Source organism: Siphonobacter aquaeclarae, assembly GCF_900103285.1.
In the GTDB taxonomy this organism is placed as follows: Bacteria; Bacteroidota; Bacteroidia; order Cytophagales; family Spirosomataceae; genus Siphonobacter; species Siphonobacter aquaeclarae.
Genome location: NZ_FNGS01000010.1, coordinates 128,264 through 147,128, shown reverse-complemented (window position 1 = coordinate 147,128; position 18,865 = coordinate 128,264). Strand labels below are relative to the sequence as shown.

The 18,865-nt window shown below is 53.4% G+C and carries 21 protein-coding genes; 9 read left to right on the top strand and 12 right to left on the bottom strand.

Annotated features, from left to right (window positions below):
• Positions 1-36 precede the first annotated feature (36 nt).
• The 5 genes from BLR09_RS22480 to BLR09_RS22460 form a co-directional block, all read right to left on the bottom strand.
• Complete coding sequence (locus BLR09_RS22480; RefSeq protein ID WP_093208050.1) at positions 37-975, bottom strand: ring-cleaving dioxygenase; 939 nt, start codon at positions 973-975, stop codon at positions 37-39.
• A 414-nt stretch (positions 976-1,389) separates the two neighbouring features.
• On the bottom strand, positions 1,390-2,643 hold the full coding sequence (locus BLR09_RS22475) for a sulfate adenylyltransferase subunit 1 (RefSeq protein ID WP_093208048.1): 1,254 nt from the start codon (positions 2,641-2,643) through the stop codon (positions 1,390-1,392).
• A gap of 54 nt (positions 2,644-2,697) precedes the next feature.
• Entirely contained in the window at positions 2,698-3,546 is an 849-nt protein-coding gene (gene cysD / locus BLR09_RS22470; protein WP_245690002.1) for a sulfate adenylyltransferase subunit CysD, read from the bottom strand.
• A gap of 139 nt (positions 3,547-3,685) precedes the next feature.
• On the bottom strand, positions 3,686-4,390 hold the full coding sequence (locus BLR09_RS22465) for a phosphoadenylyl-sulfate reductase (RefSeq protein ID WP_093208045.1): 705 nt from the start codon (positions 4,388-4,390) through the stop codon (positions 3,686-3,688).
• Positions 4,391-4,795: 405 nt separating this feature from the next.
• Positions 4,796-4,978: a hypothetical protein gene (locus BLR09_RS22460; protein WP_093208043.1), complete on the bottom strand. Its 183-nt coding sequence runs from the start codon at positions 4,976-4,978 to the stop codon at positions 4,796-4,798.
• A gap of 161 nt (positions 4,979-5,139) precedes the next feature.
• On the opposite strand from BLR09_RS22460, the gene BLR09_RS22455 reads away from it, so the two are divergent.
• The gene (locus BLR09_RS22455) at positions 5,140-5,559 is read left to right on the top strand and encodes a hypothetical protein (protein ID WP_143011190.1); all 420 of its coding nucleotides are present in this window, start codon (positions 5,140-5,142) and stop codon (positions 5,557-5,559) included.
• 19 nt (positions 5,560-5,578) lie between these two features.
• Positions 5,579-6,013: a hypothetical protein gene (locus BLR09_RS22450; RefSeq protein ID WP_093208039.1), complete on the top strand. Its 435-nt coding sequence runs from the start codon at positions 5,579-5,581 to the stop codon at positions 6,011-6,013.
• Between the two features lie 29 nt (positions 6,014-6,042).
• On the opposite strand, the gene BLR09_RS22445 is transcribed toward BLR09_RS22450, so the two are convergent.
• The gene (locus tag BLR09_RS22445; protein ID WP_093208037.1) at positions 6,043-6,258 is read right to left on the bottom strand and encodes a hypothetical protein; all 216 of its coding nucleotides are present in this window, start codon (positions 6,256-6,258) and stop codon (positions 6,043-6,045) included.
• Positions 6,259-6,508: 250 nt separating this feature from the next.
• Here BLR09_RS22445 and BLR09_RS25365 point away from each other — a divergent pair, with 250 nt between their 5' ends.
• Positions 6,509-6,691, top strand: coding sequence for a hypothetical protein (locus tag BLR09_RS25365; protein ID WP_143011188.1), 183 nt, complete (start codon positions 6,509-6,511; stop codon positions 6,689-6,691).
• A 52-nt stretch (positions 6,692-6,743) separates the two neighbouring features.
• Complete coding sequence (locus tag BLR09_RS22435; RefSeq protein ID WP_093208034.1) at positions 6,744-7,538, top strand: SDR family oxidoreductase; 795 nt, start codon at positions 6,744-6,746, stop codon at positions 7,536-7,538.
• A gap of 81 nt (positions 7,539-7,619) precedes the next feature.
• Here the strand turns inward: BLR09_RS22435 and BLR09_RS22430 are convergent, their stop codons facing one another.
• The 5 genes from BLR09_RS22430 to mutY form a co-directional block, all read right to left on the bottom strand.
• Positions 7,620-8,009 (bottom strand): Dabb family protein, encoded by a 390-nt coding sequence (locus BLR09_RS22430; RefSeq protein WP_093208032.1) that lies wholly within the window; start codon positions 8,007-8,009, stop codon positions 7,620-7,622.
• Positions 8,010-8,017: 8 nt separating this feature from the next.
• Positions 8,018-9,319 carry an acetylxylan esterase gene (locus tag BLR09_RS22425; RefSeq protein WP_093208031.1) on the bottom strand — a complete coding sequence of 434 codons (1,302 nt, stop codon included), beginning with the start codon at positions 9,317-9,319 and terminating at the stop codon, positions 8,018-8,020.
• Positions 9,320-9,397: 78 nt separating this feature from the next.
• Positions 9,398-10,777, bottom strand: coding sequence for a gliding motility-associated protein GldE (gldE, locus tag BLR09_RS22420; RefSeq protein WP_245689997.1), 1,380 nt, complete (start codon positions 10,775-10,777; stop codon positions 9,398-9,400).
• A 119-nt stretch (positions 10,778-10,896) separates the two neighbouring features.
• Positions 10,897-11,367, bottom strand: a complete 471-nt coding sequence (locus BLR09_RS22415; protein ID WP_093208029.1) for a single-stranded DNA-binding protein — start codon at positions 11,365-11,367, stop codon at positions 10,897-10,899.
• A gap of 100 nt (positions 11,368-11,467) precedes the next feature.
• Complete coding sequence (mutY, locus tag BLR09_RS22410; RefSeq protein WP_093208028.1) at positions 11,468-12,502, bottom strand: A/G-specific adenine glycosylase; 1,035 nt, start codon at positions 12,500-12,502, stop codon at positions 11,468-11,470.
• Positions 12,503-12,798: 296 nt separating this feature from the next.
• On the opposite strand from mutY, the gene BLR09_RS22405 reads away from it, so the two are divergent.
• The 3 genes from BLR09_RS22405 to BLR09_RS22395 all read left to right on the top strand — a co-directional run bounded on the left by BLR09_RS22405 (position 12,799) and on the right by BLR09_RS22395 (position 16,059).
• On the top strand, positions 12,799-13,098 hold the full coding sequence (locus tag BLR09_RS22405) for an HU family DNA-binding protein (RefSeq protein ID WP_093208026.1): 300 nt from the start codon (positions 12,799-12,801) through the stop codon (positions 13,096-13,098).
• A gap of 194 nt (positions 13,099-13,292) precedes the next feature.
• The gene (locus BLR09_RS22400) at positions 13,293-14,114 is read left to right on the top strand and encodes a tetratricopeptide repeat protein (protein WP_093208025.1); all 822 of its coding nucleotides are present in this window, start codon (positions 13,293-13,295) and stop codon (positions 14,112-14,114) included.
• A 388-nt stretch (positions 14,115-14,502) separates the two neighbouring features.
• A complete protein-coding gene (locus tag BLR09_RS22395; RefSeq protein ID WP_093208023.1) occupies positions 14,503-16,059 on the top strand; it encodes an Rne/Rng family ribonuclease in 1,557 nt (518 codons plus the stop codon).
• Positions 16,060-16,110: 51 nt separating this feature from the next.
• On the opposite strand, the gene BLR09_RS22390 is transcribed toward BLR09_RS22395, so the two are convergent.
• Positions 16,111-16,752: a LolA-like protein gene (locus BLR09_RS22390; protein WP_143011187.1), complete on the bottom strand. Its 642-nt coding sequence runs from the start codon at positions 16,750-16,752 to the stop codon at positions 16,111-16,113.
• 419 nt (positions 16,753-17,171) lie between these two features.
• Between BLR09_RS22390 and BLR09_RS22385 the strand changes: the two genes are divergently transcribed.
• Together BLR09_RS22385 and BLR09_RS22380 are read left to right on the top strand one after the other, a co-directional pair.
• Entirely contained in the window at positions 17,172-17,765 is a 594-nt protein-coding gene (locus tag BLR09_RS22385) for an RNA polymerase sigma factor (RefSeq protein WP_143011186.1), read from the top strand.
• An 88-nt stretch (positions 17,766-17,853) separates the two neighbouring features.
• Entirely contained in the window at positions 17,854-18,858 is a 1,005-nt protein-coding gene (locus tag BLR09_RS22380; protein ID WP_176785643.1) for a FecR family protein, read from the top strand.
• Positions 18,859-18,865: the final 7 nt, after the last annotated feature.

Genomic DNA, 18,865 nt, shown 5'->3' with positions numbered 1-18,865 from the left:
CCGTTGCAGGAGGCTGCCCCATTTTTCTTCTTTCCGTTAAGACAACTTCGGAAGTACCGCTTCGATTTCGGCACGGTGTCCTTCATACTGCCGCGGCAGTTTCAGGTTATGGCCGAGCTCGTCGAGGGTTTCGTCTACCGTAAAGCCCGGGTTGTCCGTTGCGATTTCGAAGAGAACGCCTGCCGGTTCCCGGAAATACAGGCTGTGGAAGTAGTTCCGGTCAATCTGCTCGGTGACATTCAGGCCTTTCGACAGCAGTTTGTCACGCAAGGCCAGCTGAGTGGCGTCGTCTTTCACCCGGAAGGCGACGTGGTGAACGCTGCCGCCGGCTACATGTCCTCTTTTTTCGCCCGGTACTTCGACGAGGTCGATGACATTGGCCGTGGCGCTGTTCGGGTTGACAAATCGGTACCGGTTGACATGCTCCATTTCCAGTTTGTAATCGAGGAGATCGGTCAGGATCTCGGCCGTTGCCTGGATATTGTTCAGCGTCAGCGTCACACCGGAAAATCCTTTGATCGCAGCATCGTCGCCAATGGCCTCAGTAGGATTGCCTTTGCGTTCGTCTTTTGTTCCGGCGACGGTCAGCTCAAGTTTGAGGCCGTCCGGGTCGAGCAGGGTCAGGTATTCTTCGCCGAATTTGGTAGCCGGCTTGTTGTAGATAACCCCGTACTGGTCGAGGCGTTTGAGCCAGAAATCGAGGCTGCCTTCCGGTACCGAAAAACCTACTTCCGTTGCCTGGCCTGTTCCTCTCCGGCCTTGCGGAATTGCGCTGCCCCAGGGGAAAAAGGTCCAGATAGTGCCCGGTTCGGCGTCATAGTTTCCGTAATAAAAGTGATATGTCTGGGGATCGTCGAAGTTGACCGTCTTCTTCACAAACCGCATACCCAGTACATTGGTATAAAAATCGTAGTTGCGTTTCGCATCTCCGGCGATGGCAGTTACGTGGTGCAGACCTAAAACCTTGGTATCCATGGTGTCGTGTTGTTTTCGTGATTTGATGGTACAAAGGTGCAGGGAAGAAGGCGCCGGAGAAATGGCGGAATCACGGATTGCCTTGTCGAAACCACGGGGACGGCGGCTTTCGGTGGTCGGCTATCGGCTTTAGGCCGTAAGCAATAGGCTATAGGCAGTTGGAAGCAGGTTCAGGATATTGGCAGTATGCTCTTCAAAACAACAATAGTCAATCCGCATATCTCACCACCCCGCCTATTGCCTAAAGCTTATCGCCGATAGCCGACCGCTGACAACCGACTGCCCAAATGAAAAAGCCCGGAATCAAGGATCACGGGCTTTTTATAATGTACACTAAACACCTAACCACTATGTAAAATCTATGTACTTAGACTTGCATAGGTTCATTTGGTCAAAAGTGATTTTCGTGCCATTTCAGTGATTTACAAACCCAACGCCTACGGTTGCATGCGTAAACTCATCCACCAGGATGAACGCACCGTTGGCCGGGTTTTCCTCATAGATGTCTGCGAAAACCGGCTTTGCCACTTTGAGTCGGATCGAGCCTATTTCGTTTAATTTCAGTTGCCCGGGTGATGCAATCCGCTCGAGGCTCTGGACATTCACAATTTCATCGACACTGATCACTTTCGCTTTGGTGTCGTTGATTCCGTGTTGCAGGATCAACGTCTTGCCGGCCTGGAGCGCCTGATAGTCCAGCCAGCATACCTGGGCTGTTATCTCTTTCCGCTGCACCGGCTCCTCGCCTGGCTTCACCAGCATGTTACCTCTGGAAACGTCAACGTCGTTTTCCAGTGTCAATACTACGGATTCTCTGGCATTTACTTTCTGTAACTGCTCATCAAATTTTTCGATGGTCGAAATTTTGGATCGCTGGCCTGTGGGAAGGACAACCACCTCATCCCCAACCGAAAACGACCCGCTCGCCACCACACCCGCATACCCGCGGTAATCGTGGTATTCTTCGGTTTTCGGGCGGATTACGTACTGCACCGGGAAGCGCGCCGGGCGGGATGTTTCCCACAACGTATGCGTTTCGATGCTTTCCAGCGCATGCAGGAGGGAGTCTCCCGGATACCAGGACATCTCGTCCGACTTCGACGTAATATTCACGCCGAAGAGCGACGATACCGGAATAAAGTCGATCGTCTGACCGTCTGAATGGATCTGATCGGCAATACGCTGAAACTCGTCGCGGATCTGGTTAAAGCGTTCTTCGCTGTATCCGACGAGGTCCATTTTGTTGACGCAGACAATCACCTTCGGAATGCGGAGCATCGCCGAGATGAAGAAGTGCCGGAAGGTTTGCTCAACGACGCCGTGGCGTGCGTCGACCAGGATCAGGGATACCTTCGCATTGGATGAACCCGTAACCATGTTCCGGGTATACTCAAAGTGTCCCGGGGTATCGGCAATGATGTATTTCCGCTTGGGCGTGCTGAAGTAAATATGGGCTACGTCGATCGTAATTCCCTGCTCCCGCTCGGCGATAAGGCCGTCGGTCAGGAGAGACAGATCGAGGAAGTCAAGTCCTTTCCGCTTGCTGGCGGCGTCGAGCGCTTCCAGTTTATCGCGGGTAATCGATTGGGTTTCGTACAGCAAGCGACCGATCAGGGTACTTTTTCCGTCGTCAACCGACCCGGCCGTTGCAATTCGTAAAATATCCATAATGCTTGTTTGCGTTCCAGGAAGACAGTTTCAGGGAAACCCTTCCGCTGTCGTTTAAAAATACCCCTGCTGCTTCCGTTTTTCCATGGCGGCTTCGGAACGCTTGTCGTCCATACGGGCGCCGCGCTCGGAAATTTCCGCTGAAAGGATTTCGCCGATGATGTCGTCGAGCTCGGTCGCTTCCGAAAGCACTGCCGCCGTACAGGTCATATCGCCGACAGTACGGAAACGAACCGTTGCCTCGTAGGGCACCTCGTCTTCGTCCTTGTTGATGTACACGGAATCAGCCCAGAGCATACCATCCCGCTCAAACACCGGCCGGCGGTGCGAGAAGTAGATCGACGGCAGGGGAATTCCTTCTTCCTTGATGTAATTCCAGACATCCAGCTCCGTCCAGTTGGAGATGGGGAATACCCGGACGTTTTCGCCGACGGCAATACGGCCGTTGAGCATATCAAACAGTTCAGGGCGCTGGCGTTTGGCATCCCATTGACCGAAGTCGTCCCGAACGCTGAAAATCCGCTCTTTCGCGCGGGCTTTTTCTTCGTCGCGGCGACCGCCGCCGATACAGGCGTCAAACTTGAATTCTTCGATGGCGTCGAGCAGGGTAACCGTCTGGAGGGCATTCCGGGAAGCGTACTTGCCGGTTTCCTCCTTTACCTTTCCCTGATCGATGGAGTCCTGTACTGTTCGGACGATCAGATCAGCGCCTACTTCGTTGACGAGCCAATCGCGGTAGTCGATCGTCTCAGGGAAGTTGTGGCCGGTATCAACGTGCAGCAACGGGAACGGAATCTTGCCGGGGTAAAATGCCTTCTGGGCCAGGCGGACCAGGGTAATGGAATCTTTTCCACCGGAAAAAAGGATGGCAGGACGCTCAAACTGAGCCGCCACCTCGCGCATAATGTAAATCGCTTCGTCTTCAAGCTCACGGGGGAAAACAGGGTTTTCCAGAGCAGAAGCAGGAATCAGGGATTTATCTCCAAACGAACTCATATTCAATAAGTAAGTGGCAGGCAATACTGCCGGACGGTAAAAACAACTAGGCGGAGTGCAGACCGCATTCCTTCTTGGACTCTTCCCACCACCAGCGGCCGGCGCGCGGGTGCTCGCCGGGTTCAATGGCCCGGGTACAGGGCGCACATCCAATGCTCACAAAACCCTTCCGGTGCAGCGGATTATCCGGTACACGGTTTTCGGAAAGATACGCAAGGACCTCATCATAGGTCCAGTGAATCAGGGGATTAAATTTGATCAGCCCGTTGCCTTTGTCCCACTCAAACATGGGCATATCCGAGCGGTTTTCAGACTGCTCGGCACGCAGACCGGTGATCCAGATCGCCGCTCCCTGCAGGGCCCGGCGGAGAGGTTCGATCTTGCGGATGAAGCAACACTCTTTCCGGTTTTCCACCGAATAGTAGAAACTGTTGGTTCCCTTCTCACGCACCAGGGCTTCGACCTTAGCGGTATCGGGGAAGTAGGTTTCGATGGATTGGTTGTACCGGGCTCTTGTCGCGTCAATCAGGTCATAGGTTTCCTGAAAGAGACGGCCCGTGTCCAGGGTAAATACCCGGACCGGCAATTCATTGCGGAAAATCAGATCCGTGATGACCTGGTCTTCCTGTCCGAGGGAAGTGGAGAAAACGACCTGACCGGGAAACTGTTGAGTCAGCAGCCGGATCGCGTCGGCAGGGGAAAGTTTTTCCAGGGAAGACGTTAACTCCTCTACTAGTGCTTCGTTGTCCATAGCATCCGTCCAAAATCCAGACTTTAACCCATTCAGAATGAACGGGACTGCAAAATTAGATAATGTCTATAAATTAGATAGAATGGTTAACGGATTTTATCAGAGGAGAGTTCTCGCCGCTGGCATTTTCCGGAGGCGTAGAAATTGAAAATACGAGCGATAGACTTTGTTGGCTGGCGTTGGAATTCAATACAATAACTGATTAATAATCAATACATTAAACAGCATTTCACTTCGACCGTTATCCCATTCCGGCAGCTTTCCACTACCTTCTTTCACTGAAATGCCCGCTCTTTCACCCCGTTTTTTCAGGGAAAGAAGCCTGTTATATTTTTTCAAGAATAAAAACGCACCTAATCTATCGATTAGATGCGTTTTGTTTGTTCTGTTCCAAAAGAGCCTTCGTCAACTGCCTACGAACTTTTGCGCTTCCAGTGCTTTCTGCTCTTCCTGGACGGCCAGTTTCCGGAATTCGGGGTCTTCCTTTCGCTTGCGTTCCAGTTCCTCCCGCTCCTCCGCTACCGGATGTTCCTGACTTTTTCGTTCCACTTCTTTCAGAAAATGCCCGACGGTCTTTTTCGCTTCCATGGTGATACGACGATTGGTTCGGTCAGGAAAAGTTAAAAAAGAATGCCCGAATAACCGAGCGCTTTCTGATGTTCTTTTTCCCCAATCCGGGTGAACCGGGGGCGCATTCATGGTGGCACGTCCTTTTCCCCTTTTCAGGCATACAATTTACCCGGAATGCCATGAATACGAATCCAACTCCGACCCGGAAGCAAGCGAACCAATCGGAACGCGAACTCGAAAAATCCATGCGGGAAAACGAAGGCCCGCTGGGTCTGGGAGACGAGTCTTCCTACCCGAAAGAAACACGTAAAAACGAAGATTATGCCGTCGGGCCGAAAACGCCGCCGGAAGCGCCCCCTCTGCCCGGAGAGCCCGGCGTCAAGCCAACCGATCCGGACATCATCGAGCCTCCCCGGCAACCCGACGAAACCCCGCCTCTTCCGCAGCCGGAGGAAACGCCACCTATGCCCGATACCCCGGCACAGCCGCCGGTAAAACCCGATGAAATCGGCCCGCTCGAAGGAGCAGATGAGGATACGATTCCCAATAACCTGTCGGAAGACGATCAGCATAACCGCGTCCATCCCGCCTCTTTGTAGTACATAAATCCACCACGCCATGATCCAGTCCCTCAATCATCGGTTACCCGTCCTGATCTACGCCCATGAAGGCCGTATCAGGGTCTATCAATCGCTCCTTTGCCGCACCGACTGCCTGGTGATCCAACCGCTGTTGATGCGGGGCATTACCTGCAGCCGCCTCTATAAAAGTCAGCTGCTTAATCAGTTGTGGAATTTCGGGGGAACCTTCTCCCCGGATTTTCTGCCTGACAGTGAATGGCTTTCTGCGCCGGCGACGGCCGACTACCAGCGGGATGTCCGCTTCCGGACCGACCAGCACCTGCTCCGGCTGTATGCTGAGGCGCTCGACGACGAGCTTCCAGACAGCCTGCGCCGACTCCTCGAAAGCCAGCGCCAGCTATTACGGATATTTGTCTCCCAATTGGCCGAGTTTGAGCCGTTGCCATCCGGCCGCTGGCTGCTTCGTGCCTGAAATAAAAAAGGAGCCGGTCGGCTCCTTTTTTATTGGGTTTTGAGGGTATCGCTTTCCTGAACGATGGCCGTGTCCTGAGCGGTCACGGCGCCGGTACCTTTGGGCGTATCCGGTTTATTTCCCGTCAGCAGGCTTCCGAAAATGGCCCAGAGGGCGAATACGGTCACTATCACCCCGATCGCAATAAACAGGGTTCTGATCTTCAGGTTGATCTTTTCCGGTGAATTGGGATGTTCAAAGTCCATGGCATTGTTCGATTGGCACACCGGCATCGGTAAAATTGGCATACCAGCCATTGATTTACCATAATCAATTGACTATCAACAAATTATCTTAAACATCCAACAAAAAAAGCCCGTAAAATACGGGGAGAAAATTACCCGGTGGCCCCAATGCGAAATCGCTCCCGGCAAAATCTCCGTATTTCTGTCAGTACCCGGTCAACGGGGAGCCGCTCTGGCATATCCTTTTTTCTTCCTTCAAAAAAGCACAGCCATGAAAACAGATTCCCTTCTCCAGCAACTTACCCCTACCACACGCGAACGGGCCCTGCTCATTGCCAGCCGGCTCATGCGTGAAGGCCTCCGCACTCAGGAAGAAGCGCTTCGCGCGGCAGTCGAACTTGCCCGCCGCTGGGCGCTCCGCAAAGCCAGCAAGCTTTCGTGGGTAGAAGGGTGAAAACCACCTGAAAAGGGCTATTTTGAGCCCCTCATCAACGTCTTGCTTCCACATGCTTCGTCTGGATCAAAAAGTTGCCATTGTAACCGGTTCCAGTTCCGGAATCGGACAGGCCATTGCCATTGAAATGGCGAAGGAAGGTGCTTCCGTCGTCATCAACTACCATAGCAGTCGCGATGGCGCAGAAGAGACCCTTCGTGTCATCGAAGACGCCGGCGGAAAAGGAATCATCGTCAAAGCGGATGTCAGCCGGGAAGAAGACGTGCTTGCACTCTTTGCTGAGGCTATTCAGGCTTTCGGACGGCTCGATATCCTGGTCAATAATACCGGACGTCAGGTCGACTCGGCCTTTCTCGACATGAGTCTTGATCAATGGAACGCCGTCATTTCCACCAACCTGACGGGCCAGTTTCTCTGTGCGCGGGAAGCTGCGCGGCAATTCGTCAAACAGGGAGGAGAGCCGGAAAAAGCGATTGGAGCGATCATCTGCATGAGTTCGGTGCACGACATGATTCCCTGGGCCGGGCATGTGAACTATGCCGCGTCGAAAGGTGGCGTACTCATGTTCATGAAATCCATTGCGCAGGAACTTGCACCACTGAAGATACGTGTCAACGCGATCAGTCCCGGCGCCATTCAAACGCCGATCAACCGGAGCGTCTGGTCAGATCCGGCGAAGATGCCGGCCCTGCTCAATCTGATTCCCTACAAGCGTATCGGTAAGCCGGAAGACGTCGCGAAAGCCGCTGTCTGGCTCGCATCGGATGAATCAGATTATGTTACGGGAGAAACCCTCTATATCGATGGAGGTATGATGCTGTACCCTGAATTCGCAGATAATGGGTAGTTCATTTTCTGTGAAGTCCGTGTAGTCTGTGAGAGATATTGCTTTAGCTCACAGACTGCACAGACTTCACAGAAAGGCTGATCAGATCAGCGAAGAGTCGTATACCACTACCTTTTTCCAGAGGTGGTGGTTATTCTTTCCAAATTCCTTGTGCAGGGGATGCACCAGGTATGCCTCTTCGTCTTTCGCTGAGTCAAATACGAGCATGACAGAGAAGGAATAGCTGCCTTCGGTTACGGCCTTGTCAAACTCAGTCACTACCGGCTTTCCGATGTGTGCGTGTTTGATAACGGGGATTTTACGAAGATCTCTCAGCGCCTGGAGCAACTGATCGTGTTCAGCCTTGTTATCCGGGTTTTTCAGCCAGAAAAAGACGTGGTGTACAAACTGGAATTTAGTCTCCTGTTCCATAAGCGGGGTAGCGACAACAGACGCGGCTGCTGCGTTCTTGACGAATGATCTGCGATCCATAGTTTAGGTTAACGTTGTAACTGTTCGAGAAGCCAGCCCATTACTTTTTCGCCCTGTTCCGGATACGTCCAGTGCCCGGTTTCATAGGCGAGATAAAGCGTTTTGGGCGCGGAAATAACATTGTATGCAGCGTACATGGAAGTCGGTGGGCAGGTTTCATCATTATACCCCCACGAATAGTACCCCGGTACCTTTACCCGGCGGGCGAAATTAACTACGTCGTAATACCCGCAGGTTTTGACCTTATCCGGCTTGTTATTGAATTCCAGCGAACTGCCGGCAAAGAGGTGCGGCCATCCGCCTGCACGGCCTTTCAGGTAACCGGTTACGTCGCACAAGGCGGGATAAAACGCTCCCAGTGATTTTACCCGCGGATCCAGTCCCGCCGTTACGAGCGACAGGGCGCCACCCTGACTACCGCCTGTAACGGCCAGGTGCTGACCATCGTACTGCGGCAGGCTGACCAGAAAGTCGTTTGCCCGGATGCATCCGAGGTAAACCCGCTTGTAGTAATACCGGTCGCGGCTATCCAGATTCAACTGATAGTACCCCTGCAGCGCACCTGCGCCGAGGCTGGTATATACCGCGGGGTCGAGATTGACCGGAACGCCGTGGATACCGATTTCGAGGGTAATAATGCCTTTTTCAGCCGTAGCGACATCCCCGTTGTAGGGCCGTACTCCCGCTCCCGGTACACGAAGCAGTGCCGGGTATTTGCCCGGGGCCTTCGGAACACAGAGAATTCCATACAGGCGGGAACCGCCGATGTTCTGAATGTTGACGTGATAGACGTTGACTTTTTCCGTACAGCGCTCGGGCAGGAGAGTCGAGCGGGCGTCGAGCGGAATCTTGGCAAGTTCGGCTTTTGCGCCGTCCCAGAAGGCATCAAAATCAGACGGATTCTCAACCGTCGGCTGAATGGATTCAGGATCAACACCCGCACTGCCGATGCCTTTGTACTCCTTGCCGTCGACTTCCGCGAAAACGAGACACTGAACAAACCCGCCGGTTTTGAGAGAGCCGCCGTCTACCGTCAGGGTTCCGTTGGACAGGGTCGTCGTTTCCTGGCGCGTAGGCGTCATTTTTTCCGGTCCGACCTGGTAGCGGACCTTTACTCCTTTCAACGCCTGTCCCCACTGGGTAACAGAAACAGCAAACCGGATATTTTCACCCGTTTTATAGGTCCATCCGGCTTTTTCGGGAGCCACGTTGACTTTGATGATACGTTCGGAAGGCTGCGCTACCGCAACGGTAGTCAGCAGGCAGAGAAGGAACACCGGCCTCAGGCAGGCCGAATAAACGTTTTTCATTGTAGTTCAGAGGTATGATCCTGCAATAGTAAGACGATTTTTCCGATCCGCTGCCCTTCTCTGCCCCGTTTGGAGCGTTTAATCGTCTCCTTCCGCCACAGCCTCCCGCTGGACGGAAATCCGCACCTTTTTGATTTTCTTCTGGTCTGCGGCCAGTACGCGGAATGTATAGCGATCCAGCGCTACTTCCTCATTTACCTTCGGCAACCGGCCGAAAAGCTCCAGTAGCAGTCCGCCGATCGACTCGCTGTCTCCACGCGCATCCTCAAATACGTCGAGGTTCAGGTTCATAACCTTGACAACGTCATTGAGCGGCGTTTTTCCTTCGAAGACGTAGGTATGGTCGTCGATTTTGGTATACTGGATTTCTTCTTCGTCGTATTCATCACGGATATCTCCGACGATTTCCTCGATGATATCTTCCAGCGTGATCAATCCTTCGGTTTCGCCGTATTCGTTGACGACGACCGCCATGTGTACCCGCTTTTCCTGAAAATCGTGAAGCAGGTCGTCAATTTTCTTGCTTTCCGGGATAAAGTATACCTGCCGGAGCGTCTCCTGCCAGGCAAAATGCTCATCCTGATCAATATGCGGCAGCAGGTCTTTGATATACAGGATGCCTTCTATCCGGTCAATCGTATGCCGGTAGACAGGCACACGGGAGTAGCCTGATTTATTGATTTTATCCATCAGCTCATGGAAATCCAGTTCGATATCGAAGCCGGTAATATCCATGCGGGACCGCATAATCTGCTTGACGGAGATACTGCTGAAATTGACGATACCCCGGAGAATCTCCTTTTGTTCGAGAGAAGTATCTTTTCCTGTCGTGATTTCGAGGGCGTGGCTAAGCTCTTCCGCCGTAATGGTATAGCCCTTCCGCTGTACACGTTTTTCGATCAGATTCGAGATACCCATCAGCGGTACTGAAATCGGCCGGAAAAGCAGTTGGGCCGCGTCAATAATCGGGGCCGTGATTTTAAGAAAACGGATCGGGTTCTGATTCGCCCATACTTTGGGGATCAGTTCCCCGAAAAAGACAATGAGAAAGGTAACGCCAACGGTCTGTATGACAACGCCCACCCAGGCTTCCACTCCGTCACCCAGTGCCTCTTTCGTCGCGATGGACGTCAGTGTAACCAGGGTAATATCCAGCAGATTCTTGAAAATCAGGAGTGTAGCAAGCAGCAGTTGCGGCTGGTCGAGCATCCGGGCAATCCGGCGTTCGGAGGCGTGGTCACTATCCCGGATTTCGTTCCGGGCATCGAGGGAAAGGGAGAAAAAACCTACTTCAGATCCGGCAACGAGCGCCGATGCGGCCAGGAGGAGGATGAGAATAAGGCCGTTCGAGATGTAGAATCCGGCACCCAACGCGTCAGCGAGAGGTGCCCATCGAGGGAACGGGTCCAGTATGTCGGTCAGGGCCGTTTCAAAGAGCGTGGCAGGGAGTGGCTCCAAGTCGGGAAGCGTTTGGTGGAACGTATGCCGGCGAAACAATAAGTTATCCGTTAACCGGCTCCTGTCTACAAAACAATCACGATTAACGGATAACTGCTAATTCTGTCCGGCCTTTTCGATTAAAAAGGCAGATCGTCGTCGTCGTTATTGGAGGCAAACGAAGACGGAGCCTGAGCGGGTGCCGACGGGCGGCGGGCTTCTGCGGGCGCAGCAGCCGGCGCTGCCTGAGACCCCTGGGAGTAGCCGCCTTCTTCCGGGCGGCCGCCCATCAGGTTCATATCCGTCACCCGGAGGCGAAGCGCCGTTCGGGTGTTGCCATCCCGATCGGTATACTCTTCCATCCGCAGGCGACCTTCGAGGTATACCTGATCTCCTTTTTTGAGGTACTGGGACGCGATATCACTCAGCCGCTCCCAGGCTTCGGCGCGGAACCAGGTAGTCTGTTCCACCTTTTCTCCGCCGCGGGTATTGTAGGACTCTGAAGTGGCTACACTGAACTCGGTCACTTTCGCGCCGCTGGGAAGGGTTCTCGATTCGGGATCCCGGCCCAGATTGCCGATCAGGATCACTTTGTTGAATGTACGTGCCATAGAAAAGAATGATTAGTGTGAAGGTACGGCTTATTTCCAGGCAAATCAAACGGAAATTTCCGGCACCCTTCCTACCGATTGATAATTGTCAATATATATACTAAAATTGATACCTTCCCTTCAGATATTTAAGAATCAGGACGGGTTTTGGCAGGTCTTCGAGCTCCTCAAACGTATACCATTTCAACTGTTCGGGAAGAAGAAAATCCACCGGAACTTCTACCGTATGAAAGACCGCCTGTATCTTCTGATGAGACAGGATATGGGTAAATACGGGCGATACTTCCGCCCGGGCTGCCAGGTCAGCCGGCAATCCGGCAGGCTTACCACCCGGCGTATCGGTCTCCGTCAGCCAGAAATCGTACATACCTGACCAGATATCGCGGCCGGTCCGCTCTTTCAGGGCCAGACGGGTACCTGATTGCAGGACTGTGTAGTGAAAAAACCGGTCCCGCACCTTCGTCTTCTTCTCTTTCACGGGAAGCTCGGCCTGTCGCCCGGTAGCCTGGGCTTCACAATCGCCGGCAAAGGGGCAGAACAGGCAAACCGGGGAAACAGGTACACACTGCGTCGCCCCGAAATCCATGATGGCATGATTGAAGAGATCGGGGTGGTCGGCGGGAATCAGGCGGTTGGCCAGCTCGGTGAACTCCTTCTTTGCAGCCGGCGTTGCGATGTCTGTGGCGATACCGAAGATCCGGGAGAGTACGCGGAAAACGTTTCCATCGACCACGGCGACCTTCTCTTTCCAGGCGAAAGAAGCGATAGCGGCCGCCGTGTAAGGGCCGATTCCTTTCAATTGCACTAGTTTCGCATAGGAATCGGGGAAGGCTCCTCCGTATTCATCGGCGACGATGCGCGCAGTGGCGTGCAGGTTCCGTGCCCGTGAGTAATACCCAAGCCCCTGCCAGAGGCGGAGTACATCCCGTTCGTCCGCCGCTGCCAGGTCGGTTACGGTCGGAAAGGTTTCGGTGAATTTCAGGTAATAAGGCATCCCCTGTGCAACACGCGTCTGCTGAAGAATAATCTCCGAAAGCCAGATACGGTACGGATCAGTAGTAGAGCGCCAGGGAAGGTCCCGCCGGTGCTCGTCATACCAGTGGAGGAGGCGGGGGGCAAAGGATTCAAGTCTCATTCGATGCAGTTCGGAGGGGTACGGAGGGCTGTTCCGGTGGTTCTGTCCGGGGTACCGGGAAGTTGTCAGAAGGGCGTTCCGGGGCCGTCTCCGGGAGCGGTTACCGGGGTCACCGGCAAAATGTAAATCAGGTTAAAGACCTTAAAATTAGCCTGTTACAAAAAAAATATTGATCACATTTCGGAGGAATTGTTTTGGAAATGAAATCAAACCTCTACTTTTGTGCCTCTAAAATTTTGAGCCTTAGGCACTTTCGCAATTAAAAATCATCATATAACCTTTTAAAGTTTATCAAAGTGACGAAAGCAGACGTGATCGCAAAAATCGCCGAAAAGACCGGCATTGACAAAGCTGACGTAGCACAGAGCCTGGAGACCTTCTTCGGCGTGGTGAAAGAGGCTCTCGTAGACGGCGAGCCGGTTTACGTTCGCGGCTTCGGTAGCTTCGTGAACAAAAAGCGGGCGAAGAAAGTTGCCCGGAATATCTCCAAGAACACCACCATGGAAATTCCTGAGCACTACATTCCGAGCTTCAAGCCTGCCAAGGAATTCACGGAGTCTGTGAAGAAGTCTGAGAAAGCCGCCAGCGCGGTTTAGTCTGGTTTTCCCCGGAAGACACATAAAGGAACCGGGGTAGGAAGAAGTGGCAAGCCTTTCTTCTTTCTACCCTTCCCTCCGGAAACGGTTTGTGGCTTCCACCCTCATCTTGTTTAGAAACGAGTTCCGGGCAGCGTTTTCCGGGAGTTTTTGCTCCGGGAAGGCGGGGTCCGCAGCCGCCAATCATAACTTCCGTGAAAAAGTCATTCGTCATCCTGATTGTGGTTGCAGTTGCCTCGATCGGCGGGCTGTACAGCCTTCCGAAGGTAGTGGTGAAAGATGACAAGCGACCTTCGGAAGCGGCTCCTAAACAGGAACAATCTGCTGCCAAGGCGTCGGAAACCACGCATCAGCAGCCGGTTCCGGCTGCGCAGCGGGCGCAGATTGACAAGGCCCGCCAGTCCTTTGAAACAGGCAACCCGGATCAGCGGATCCAGGCGGCGGAAACGCTTGCCGAATTATTCGCCGGTGTGACGCGGTTTGACAGTGCGGCATACTATGCCGGGGAAATTGCCCGTCTGAAACCGACGGTAGAGCATTTCCTGAAAGCCGGCGACCGCTATTACGAAGCCTTCACATTCGCCGTCAATTCCGAAAAGGCGGCATCCCTGGGCGAAGAAACCCGGAACTGGTACCAGAAGGCGCTCGACCAGAACCCCAATCTGCTCCAGGCAAAGGCCAACCTGGCGATGACCTATGTGTCTACGCCTACGCCGATGCAGGGTATTGCGATGCTGCGGGAAATTGTCGAGCAGGAGCCGGATTTCGAACCTGCCCTTTTTAACCTCGGAATTTTATCGATGCGGTCCAACCAGTATGAAAAAGCGGTCGGCCGTTTCGAACGAATCCTGAAAACTCACCCCAACAGCACCCGGACGATGTTCTACCTGGGCATCTGCTATGCTGAAACGGGGCAAAAAGACAAAGCCAGAACTCTTTTGGAAGAGGTCCGGAAAAAAGAAACCGATCCGTCTATCCAGGCGGGTGTCCGGGAGTACCTGGAACAGTTAAAGTAATTTTTTCACTGGTTACGGCCGGTCGGCCAAGACCCCTAAACGCATTCACATCATGCCTTGCGGAAAGAAACGTAAACGCCACAAGATTGCTACTCACAAGCGCAAAAAGCGTCTCAGAAAGAACAGACACAAGAAGAAATAACGCCGGGTGAAAGGTGAAAAGTGAAAAGTGAGAACAGCGCTGTTTCACTTTTCACTTTTAGCTTTTCATTTTTCACTCCGTTTGGCTGGCCCTGCCGGGTTTCAGCCTTTTTGTGTATCCAGCCAATCCTGTTCTACCTGAGCAAATGCCCCGAATTGCCGGTTTTATCGCCGTCTTTTCCGTATCGCGGATACGGTGAGGTTTCGCATGCCCGGCCTTTGCTCATAAACCCTCTGAGCATCACCTGTGAGCAATGAATTAGTCATCAATTCGACTCCCAAAGGTGATAGAATCGCTCTTTTGCAGGACAAAAGAATCGTTGAATATCACTTTGAAGAGTCCGAAGAGCACTTCTCGGTGGGCGATATTTACCTCGGGACCGTTAAGAAACTGGTCACGGGGCTCAATGCCGCCTTTATAGACATCGGCTACGAGAAGGATGCCTTCCTGCATTACCTGGACCTCGGCCATAACATCAACTCGCTGAACAAATTCACGAAAGATGTCATCGCCAAACGGACCTCCGACGGCATGCTGAACGGCTTCGAAATGGAGCCTGAAATCGATAAGCATGGCAAAATCGATAAGGTTTTGGCCAAAAATGCCCCGATCCTGGTTCAGGTCGTAAAAGAGCCTATCTCAACCAAAGGTCCCCGCCTCTCGTGCGACATTTCCATCGCCGGCCGCTTCCTCGTTCTGGTCCCCTTCGGGCATTCCATCAATATTTCGAAGAAGATCACCAGCAAGCAGGAGCGCCAGCGCCTTCACCGCCTCGTACAGGGTATCAAACCCCCGAACTTCGGCGTGATCATCCGGACCGTCGCAGAAGGCAAAGAGTCGGAAGAAATCGAACTCGATCTCCGCAGCCTGCTCGCCAAGTGGGATGCCGGAACGAAGGCCCTGAGAGACGCCCGGCCCCGCGATAAGATAATCGGTGAAATGAGCCGGGCGACGTCGATCATGCGGGACATGCTGAACGATAACTTCGACAGCATTACGCTTGATAACAAGGAGATGTATGAAGAAGTCAGGTCATACGTCCAGCAGATTGCCCCCGAGAAGCAGAATATTGTCCGCTTCCACCAGGGGAAAAACAAGGTATTCGAACAGTTCGGAATCGAGAAGCAGCTGAAAATGCTCTTCGGCCGTTCTGTCAGCCTGCCGGGAGGCGGCTACCTCATCATCGAACACACGGAAGCACTCCACGTGATCGATGTCAACTCCGGGAACAAATCGAACCAGGAGGAAAGCCAGGAAGATACCGCAATCAACGTCAACATCGAAGCAGCCAAGGAAATTGCCCGTCAGCTGCGCCTTCGCGACATGGGTGGCATCATCGTCATTGATTTCATTGACATGAAGAAGCCCGAAAACAAGAAGCAGATTTACGACGTGATGCGGGAAGAGATGAAACTGGACCGGTCCAAGTTCACCATTCTTCCGCTGACCAAGTTCGGCCTGATGCAGATCACCCGCCAGCGGGTACGTCCGGAGTTGAATATTCAGACCCATGAAGTGTGTCCGACCTGCGGAGGCACGGGTAAAATCACGGCCAGCATCGCCGTGTCAGACATTGTGGAGCAGAATGTCGACTACATCCTCTCCAAACAAAACGAAAAGGGACTGCGTATCACCCTCCACCCTTACCTGTACTCGTATTTCATGAACGGGTTCCCGTCGAAACGGATACGGTGGTGGTTTAAATACAAGACCTGGGTCAACCTGATTCAGGATAGCTCCCTGGGGATTACCGAATTCCATTTTTACAATAAATCCGGAGAACCCATCGAGATTCACGGATAAGGTTTCCCCGAAAAAGCGAAAGCCCGGTTCATGGAACCGGGCTTTCGCTTTTTATCTGGCCTTACCGCAGGCAAACCAGTCGGCCGGCAGATCGGGATTAACCCGGAAATCCGACAGTATATATTCCTTTCCTCCGCTGCGTACATAGTGGGGAACCATGTATCCGCTTTCTACACGGTAGTCTGCATACTCTTCTTTCTTATCCTTTCCTCCCGCCGTTTTCCGTACCACCTTGTAGGGAAGGTAGGTCTTCGGATTCAGGAAGTATTCGTCCTTACCCAACGACACCCGGTAACAGGGTTTTCCGTCGTCATCCACAACGCCGGCTTTCGCACCGGCTTCCGTGAAGGCGGAAGGATAACTGACCCCGGTCAGCACATCCGCCGGCTTTGCCGGATGCGGTGCGCCGGTTTCACGCGAGCGGTATATTTTTCCGTCAAAACATTGGCAGGATACGGCCGTTTCAAGGCGGTACTGTCCTGCTATGGTCCGGTAGAGTGTTGCGGCCGGACCGGTCTCTCCGACGGGACGCAAGACGGTTGAATAGGCATTCAGCGCTTTCCCGCCCCCTACTGCCTTCCTGAACTGTTCTATGATTACCTCTGACGATTGAGCCTGTACTGCCTGCAGGCTGAAACCCAGCGCCGCTATGCCAGCTGCTATCCGTCGTAACTGATATCCCTGTCTTTTCATACGTTACTTTATTATCCTTATTACCGGCTAAGTATTGAACGTTGTTTCTTTCTCTTAAGACTCTGCGGAAACCAATTCACCATTAACCCGGGCAGAATAAATTACGGGTTCATCCTTTCTCAAGTAGCTGGTTATTAATTCCTTTTCACTTGCTGCAATGCCTATTCGTTTCCGCGGGAATCCCGATTAGCAGGGAGCCTGTCATAGGAAAAGATAAGTCTTTTCACGCGTTTTTTTAAAAATACGGTATGAGTAAATAAGCGGATTGCTACACCGCTATTCCAGTATACACCGACAGATATCCTGTTCCAATTACATCCGTTGTACCGGATATCCTGGCTTTTCCCAAGAAAAGCCCAATTCTTTCTTGAAATCCAACCAGTTGACCGACATCTTTGCAGCTGCTTTCGGCAGCGCGCATGGCACACCTATACACACCCGACACCGACGATTCGCTTCTCTGGGACCTGTTCCGCGGGGGAGATGAAGCGGCTTTTACCGAGCTGTCGCGGCGGCATTACCGAAAGCTTGCCCATTACGGGCGGAAATTCTGCCCGGATCAGGCGCTGATCGAAGACAGTATCCAGGAAGTTCTCATCTATCTGTGGACACACCGGGACCGCCTCGGTTCGGCTAATTCCGTGCGGCATTACCTGCTTAAATCGTTCCGGCACGAACTGCTGCGCGCGCTCAACAAGCGTAATCCGACCGTCGAGTGGACCGAGCAATGGGACCATCTCCATATGCAGGGTTCAGAAGAAGATCTGTTGATTTTGTCGGAAGAAGAGTCAGAAGCGGTAACCCGTCTTTCAGCGCTGCTCGGGCAGCTCCCGACGCGGCAGCGGGAAATTCTCTATCTCCGGTATTACCAGGACCTCGGACCGGAAGAAATCGCCCAGCTTCTCGACATGAAACCTCAGTCGGTCAGCAATAGTCTCTACCGTTCTCTTTCCACCCTGCGGGAAAACTGGCCGGCAGCGCTCTCTGTTCTGCTGAACCTGATCTTTCACTGATTTTCATTATTTCTACAAAAAGTATCATTTGCCTGAGTAGACAGCCGGAAAAGCGTCCTAATAGCTTTCAAAGGGAATGCTGTCGCTTATGCAATCAGAATTACACCACCTTCTGGAGAATGACCGGTTCCGGGCCTGGGTTTACGGAGAAGCACCGCAGGACAACGCCTACTGGCAGAACTGGGCAGGCGAAGACCCGCTGCGGCAGGAACAACTCGGCCGTGCCCGGCGCATGCTGCTCGCCATCCGCGGGAACGAGTACCCGCTTTCCGACGAACAGGTCGATACCCGCATCCGCCAGGTCCTGCGGGAATCCCGCCCCGTTGTCCGGAAGCCGAGGTACTGGCCCTGGGCTGTTGCAGCATCGGTTGCCGTGTTGATCGGCGCGTTTCTCGTCTTTCGTCCGGCGCCGGAGAGCCACCCCGTCGCCGAAACACCGCGGGAAGAACGTTTTGCCTCGGGGCGGTCGGTCCGCCACGTCGCCCTGCCTGACGGAAGTTCTGTTGTGCTTCAACCGGGCAGCGAACTCCGGTATCCCTCCTCTTTTTCAGGAGAAAAGAGGGAAGTTTTTCTTTCGGGAGAAGGTTTTTTCGAAGTACGGAAAGACTCCCTGCATCCCTTCCTGGTGTATGCCGGAAAGCTGATTACGCGGGTGGTGGGAACCAGTTTCCGGGTTCGTGCCTATGCCGGCGACCGCCGCCTGCTGGTCCGGGTCAAGACCGGGCGGGTTTCGGTTTCGACCGCCGGTCTTCAGGGGCCGGTCCTGTCTCCCAACCAGGAAATCTCCCTGGATGCGTCCAGCCTCCGCTTTTCCCTGCCACAAGCCTCTTTCCAACCCGTTCGTTCCATCGAGCGGCTCACGTTCACGTTTACCGCTACGCCTCTGCCGGAAGTACTGGCCACGCTTTCGAAGGCGTACGGCGTGAACATCGTCTATGACGCCGGCCACATCGCGCATTGCTCGGTCACGGCAGCGCTGGGCGATGAGCCGCTGATGGACAAGCTTACCTGGATCTGCTCGGTGACCGATGCCCGTTTCGAAGTACAGAAAGACCGCATCGTGTTTACCGGAAAGCCCTGCGACATCCCCTGAACCTCTA